The 5,740-nt window shown below is 57.6% G+C and carries 6 protein-coding genes and 1 tRNA gene; 4 read left to right on the top strand and 3 right to left on the bottom strand.

Going from position 1 to position 5,740, the window contains the following annotated elements; genetic code table 11:
* Position 1 precedes the first annotated feature (1 nt).
* Positions 2 to 760 carry a succinate dehydrogenase/fumarate reductase iron-sulfur subunit gene (locus K1Y02_24760; GenBank protein MBX7259594.1) on the top strand — a complete coding sequence of 253 codons (759 nt, stop codon included), beginning with the start codon at positions 2 to 4 and terminating at the stop codon, positions 758 to 760.
* Positions 761 to 767: 7 nt separating this feature from the next.
* On the opposite strand, the gene K1Y02_24765 is transcribed toward K1Y02_24760, so the two are convergent.
* The gene (locus tag K1Y02_24765; protein MBX7259595.1) at positions 768 to 2,786 is read right to left on the bottom strand and encodes a hypothetical protein; all 2,019 of its coding nucleotides are present in this window, start codon (positions 2,784 to 2,786) and stop codon (positions 768 to 770) included.
* A gap of 133 nt (positions 2,787 to 2,919) precedes the next feature.
* Between K1Y02_24765 and K1Y02_24770 the strand changes: the two genes are divergently transcribed.
* A tRNA-Ser gene (locus K1Y02_24770) sits at positions 2,920 to 3,003 on the top strand.
* Positions 3,004 to 3,045: 42 nt separating this feature from the next.
* Entirely contained in the window at positions 3,046 to 4,197 is a 1,152-nt protein-coding gene (locus K1Y02_24775) for an acyltransferase (GenBank protein MBX7259596.1), read from the top strand.
* Positions 4,198 to 4,206: 9 nt separating this feature from the next.
* On the opposite strand, the gene K1Y02_24780 is transcribed toward K1Y02_24775, so the two are convergent.
* The gene (locus K1Y02_24780) at positions 4,207 to 4,467 is read right to left on the bottom strand and encodes a hypothetical protein (protein MBX7259597.1); all 261 of its coding nucleotides are present in this window, start codon (positions 4,465 to 4,467) and stop codon (positions 4,207 to 4,209) included.
* Between the two features lie 220 nt (positions 4,468 to 4,687).
* The gene (locus K1Y02_24785) at positions 4,688 to 5,092 is read right to left on the bottom strand and encodes a hypothetical protein (GenBank protein ID MBX7259598.1); all 405 of its coding nucleotides are present in this window, start codon (positions 5,090 to 5,092) and stop codon (positions 4,688 to 4,690) included.
* 178 nt (positions 5,093 to 5,270) lie between these two features.
* Between K1Y02_24785 and K1Y02_24790 the strand changes: the two genes are divergently transcribed.
* The coding region (locus K1Y02_24790) for a class I SAM-dependent methyltransferase (GenBank protein MBX7259599.1) at positions 5,271 to 5,740 on the top strand (470 nt) is incomplete at its 3' end.

A 5,740-nucleotide genomic window follows, 5' to 3' on the forward strand; every position in this document is an offset into this window, starting at 1 on the left:
AATGTCTAGCAAGATCAATCTCACCTTAAGAGTCTGGCGTCAGAAGAACGCGCACACACCCGGACGTCTGGAGACGTACGAGGCGAAGGATATCGATAGCGACGCGTCGTTCTTGGAGATGCTCGACATTGTGAACGCGCAACTCGAGCTGAAGGGCATCGAGCCGATCGCGTTCGACCACGATTGCCGCGAAGGCATCTGCGGGTGTTGTGGCGCGGTGGTGAACGGACACGCGCACGGTCCCGAGAAGGAAACGACGCTCTGCCAGTTGCACATGCGCAAGTTCAAGGACGGCGAGACGATCGTCATCGAGCCGTGGCGCGCGAAAGCGTTTCCGGTGATTAAGGACCTCGTTGTCGACCGCACGGCGTTCGACCGAATCATTGCCGCGGGTGGATTTATCTCGGTGCGGACCGGGCAGGCTCCCGAGGCGCACGCCACGCCCGTCCCGAAGGACAAGGCCGATTGGGCAATGGATGCGGCGCAGTGCATCGGGTGCGGCGCGTGTGTGGCGGCGTGTCCGAATGCGTCCGCGATGCTGTTTGTATCGGCGAAGGTAACCCACCTCAACGTGCTGCCGCAGGGCCAGCCCGAAAAGCACCGCCGCGTGCTGAATATGGTGCAGCAGATGGACGCGGAAGGGTTCGGCAATTGCTCGAACCATTATGAGTGCGAGGCCCAGTGCCCCAAAGGCATCAGCGTGAAGAACATCGCGAAGATGAATCGCGATCACCTCACGGCATCGATGATCGGAGCGTAACGGCGCGCTACGCGTTGTCGATGCAGAGCAGCGCGACTTCGTAGGCATCGAGATGCAACGTAACGCGGCCGTCGCTGATCTCCAAATTCTTCGAAATGCCGGTACTGCTCTCCAATTTAGCGCCTTCGACGCCTGACAGATTCCAGCGCAGGTCTACTTGCACCGGCGATCCCGCTGTTTCTGCAACGGCAATACCCGAAGTCTTCTCGATTCGATTGCTGAATACCTTTGCGACGGTGCGGCCTTCGCCTTGTGCGTTCAAGTCCGCCAGTCCTTCCAGGTCGCGGAAGCAAGCGTCTGCGTAATACTTCCGGGTTCGTCTCTTTAGCGCGCTTAGTTTGCGCACATGCTCCGAGTACGCGGGATACTCAGCGATCAACTCGTCGCCGCCCCCAATCCGCATGTCCAGCATGATCTTGTGAACAAAGGCCCTGTTGGTTTCCGCAAATTCCATCGCGTCCACGCACGTGCTCGTCAAGAGCCACGGGCATGCGTACAGAATTGGCTCGGTATCTTCCACAAATTCCCACGTCCACGCGCCGTCGCACCATTGCCCCGTGAATTCGTTCGTGCACTCGGACAAAATCATGCCGTCAGGATACGCAGCGTCCAGAAACGCCCTTGTCTCGCGGAGGATGGAGGCGATGCCATCCGTGAACGCGCGCGCCGGTTGATCGTGGCGGTGGTCGACGTTGTAGCACGGCATCATCTTGATCGCGATCTGATCAAGCTGAATGTTGCCAAACGCGTAGTCCGCGACAATTCGCCGCAACGTTTCGAGAAAGAACTGCTGGTGTTCTGGAGTCGGGCAAAGCTCGTGGTGCATGCGCCCCCGGCTAGTCGTTGGGACGTCCACGGTAAACCCCGCCCAGTCGCCTGCGTGGTAGGGAGCGTCTTCACGCGTGCGCGCTTCCCACCTATGGCCAAACGCGCGATGCTCCGGCGCATTCACGTTGGCCAAGGTGCCGTTGAAGAAGGGAATGACCCGCGCGCCCATCGCGCGTGCCTGTTCGATGCCTGCGCGCAGCGCTTCGATGCCTCCCCACGCGTCACTGGGCACATAACGATAGCAGTAGTGGTTGTCGTGGCCTGGAGCATGCCAGCCGAACAGAAGCAAATAAGGGCATCCGGCGTCCAGCGCGGCTTTGGCCATGCGGGGGATGTCAGCGTACGTGAAGCGGTGCGAGCCATCCTGATGCTTCAGAAAGAAGTAGTGCCATCCGACGCTGTCAGCGAATGTGCGGGTTGGAACACGGCGTGGCAGCCACGTCTCGGCCCATTCCCGGTGCTCATCGGCAACGGTGTGCCAATCGCCTTCGTGCAGCAGCAGGCGCATGGGCGGCGATTCCCACCATTCGCCGGGGGCAATTCGATACGGGTGAGCGGCCGTAATGTCGAGTGTTCGCGTAAACGGTGACGCCTTCTTGTTCACGGTCTTTGCGACCATGAAATCGATCATGCGGAAGTCGGTGTGTCGCGCCTCCAATGCGATGCCGTGTTCTGCAGACGCGTAATCGCACCATGCGGTGACCATGCGCTCGGGGTAGCGGGCGGTGAGCTTTGCGAGGTACTGCTCGGCATGACGCCGGTCGCCGCTCAAATCCGGGCCAAAGGGATCAAGACGACGGCGGCCGAAATTGGGTAACGTGAGCATTCCTCCGGGTATTGGCCCCAAACCGGTCACGCTCGGGAATTGTACCTCTTCGATGGTCAGTGAGCTTCGGTTCTCAATGCGGAGTGAAGCGAGAATAGCCGGTCCCGACAGTTCCACCTGCATCGTTGCGAATAGGTGCGGCCAGTCAAACGTAAATACGGCCTTGCCATCAGTCGTGCTCGCAATGGCCACGCCCGGATCAAGCAGATGGCACAGCAAATCATCTTTAGGCGCGATGAGGCGAAACAGGGGCGAAGTCGAAGGAGTCGCAACAAGCTCCGTATTGCGGCGTTTGTTCAGGAGCGACAAGGCGCCGCCGGTCGCCTCATTAAGTGACACGCGAATGTAATCGTTTTCAAGTACGATGCTCATCCATTCCCCTCGCGGATGGTTCCATTGGAACCGGTGAGGCCCTCAGTACGATGCAGAGAAGTGCAAATGATGGACATTCTGCCGTACAATTGAGCCGTTCAGCGGCTGGCCAGTCGCGCGCCGCTCCACCCGCGGAGGGTTAGGATAACTGGCAATCCACCGGTCTTGAAAACCGGCGCCTTCGGGCTTGTGGGTTCGAGTCCCACACCCTCCGCCATTCTTTCCCCCCGGAAGATTCGAGTATACACGATTGGGGTGAATTATAAGCTACGAAGTCCACCCACGAACCGAGAGTGCCGCGAGGTTCTACCGGCCGGAGCTGGATTGGCTCCGCTTCCTCGCGTTTTCGGCGGTCTTCTGGTTTCATGTGTGCCCCGACACCTTCGAGAGTTACTGGAATCTCGGACTACCAAAAACACTCGTTCATTACCTGATGCCGCTTGTGCGGGTTGGGGGCCACGGCGTCGATCTTTTCTTCACGCTCAGCGCGTACTTGATCACGGAGCTGCTGCTGTTGGAACGCAATCGCACGGGGCGTGTGCATGTCACCGCGTTCTACGTGCGGCGCATCCTGCGAATCTGGCCGCTATACTTTGCGTTCATACTGACCGCCTTCCCATTCGAAGTTCTATGGGGCCAGGTCCCAGCGATGTATTACGCCGCTCTCATGACGTTCACCGCGAATTGGTACCGCGTCGCGTCCGGGATGCTGTCATCGGTCACCGGCCCGCTGTGGAGTGTATCGATCGAGGAACAGTTCTACCTGGTGTGGCCAAATCTGATGGCGCGAATTAAGCCGAAGTACTTTGCCGGTCTGCTTGCTCTGCTTGTGGTTCTGACGTGGGTCTACAGGTATCACTACGTCCACGGAGCGCCCCCCACGCGCTACTCCGTCTGGTACAACACGTTTGCGCGGCTGGATTGCTTCGCCATGGGTGGGTTGTTGGCCTGCGCGTTGCACGGACGAAACGCCGTGCTGCACCGAGCTGTGCGCTTTCTGTTGGCGGCAATTGCCGCGGGGCTTTTCTGGCGCGTGGGCGCAAGTCCCAATGGCGGCTATTTCGAGACTTCTCCGGTGTGGGCCTATCCGCAGGCGGCGTTTGCCAGTGTGTTGCTCATTCTCGCCGCAGTGACTGCTCCCGCGAAGGCCTCCTATTCGCCGCCGTTCCGTATGCTTTCCTACTTGGGCAAGATCTCGTATGGCCTCTATGTGTATCACTTCGTGGGTGGGCTTGTCTCGCACTATCTGGTGCCGGCTAGCGCAGAGGATTCCGTGTGGTACTGGGTGTGGCGGGCCATTGCAGCTGGAGTGGTCACGCTGGGAGCGGCCATGATCTCGTACGAAATACTCGAGAAGCCGTTCCTGCGGATGAAGAATAAGTTCGCGTTTGTGGAATCCCGACCTGCATAGGGCGAACTTCTAAAGCCAGAATTTATCAATCAGACCGTATTCGCCCAGTACCGCAAAGAAACTCGAGGACACCAGAAGGCCGAGTTTCATTTCCGCCCACCAATCCTCGATTCCTTCGCCGCGTATCCACGAAAAGACATCGGGCGTAAACAGGAACCTCACGGCTTCGTCGAAGTTCTCCCAGTTCCCAAATAGTAGTTTTCCCAATCCAAAGTAGACAGGAACGTTTACCACAATCAACGAGATAAGCAGAACCGGGTGTGTTTCCACAAGTATCCCCCTCAAGATTGACCGTCACGTATACCCCGGATTTCTCACGAACACACTTGAACCTTTGACGTGACCAGTGCATTTGCACGACCTGCGGCGAAAGTTGAGGCGGTTATCCGAGAACAGAGTGTGTTCGCGAGAAATCCTCATGGCATAACCTAAAAGTCTTGCACGTGAGCAATTTGCGTCGGCGCTCAATCGCGCCGGTGCAAATTGCGGACTACAAGCGCTCGTTGCTCTCGGGATTATCGGATTCAGGTTCTTCTTCCTCGGAGTCTACTTGCAAGCTATCTCGAACGTCGATACCGGAAAACGATAGGCTCAGATCCTTCAAGAACTCAGCGGCCTCCGCCGCGCGTTCGGTTTGCACCATGAGCCGGGCAGGCGTGACCAGCGGCTCAGCCGTGGTGAAGTAATCGCCATCCCACACGTACGGGATGTCCGTCGTGTCCATGATGGACTTCACGATGGCGATATCCGAGGGATTGTAGGTGCTCAACACTTCGGTGTAATCGATGTATTCGGGAAGTTCCTCCGGGGGAAGCGCCTCCACCAAAGGCACATTGCAGTCGCTGCACGTATCGAACCCTTCACGGAACTCGGCTCGGCAATTCGGACAAAACATGTCACCCTCCTTCCAAAGCCTGAACGGACGCGGCACACGTCTCTGTACCGGATGTCTCGTTCGTTAATAGGATGTATTTAGTGTACCATGCGTTTAGCTCGGATTTGGCCTCGGCCCAAGTGAGGGCCGGTACAGTGATGGCTAATCTCAAAGAGTCTTGGCGGCCAGGGACCTGTAGATGGATATTGCTCTGTTTCGAAAAGCGTTTTGGGACAAGTTCGGGGCTACTCGGAACGTTCCTGAGTATGTCTTCTGGGACCCGATAGACAGACTCAAAGAAGATGCATGTCCCGAAGTCGATGGCATGATATCCATCAAAAAGCAGCGATTGCTCAATCTCGCGTTCTCATTTCTTCAGCCCGATGAATGCTACCTGGAAGTGGGCACATACAAAGGCAAGAGCCTCATTTCCGCCATGCAGAACAATCCGTGGCGGCCGGTTGTCGCCTGTGACAACTTCGTCCAATTCCAGGCTTTGGGGAACTCCAGGGAAGAACTGCGGACAAATCTTGCCCGATACGGGTTCGAAGATCACGTCATCTTCTATGATTGCGACTTTCGAGAGGTGTATACCGCGGAACGCCTTCCGCATCCCGTCGGCCTCTACTTCTACGACGGCGCGCATGACTACCAGGCCCAATACGATGC

This window comes from Candidatus Hydrogenedentota bacterium (assembly GCA_019695095.1).
GTDB lineage: Bacteria > Hydrogenedentota > Hydrogenedentia > Hydrogenedentales > SLHB01 > JAIBAQ01.

What these genes read in the sequence shown, in the direction of transcription:
- K1Y02_24760 (MBX7259594.1), top strand. Translation starts at nt 2, where the DNA reads ATGTCTAGCAAGATCAATCTCACCTTAAGAGTCTGGCGTCAGAAGAAC.
- K1Y02_24765 (MBX7259595.1), bottom strand. Translation starts at nt 2,786, where the DNA reads ATGAGCATCGTACTTGAAAACGATTACATTCGCGTGTCACTTAATGAG.
- K1Y02_24785 (MBX7259598.1), bottom strand. Translation starts at nt 5,092, where the DNA reads ATGTTTTGTCCGAATTGCCGAGCCGAGTTCCGTGAAGGGTTCGATACG.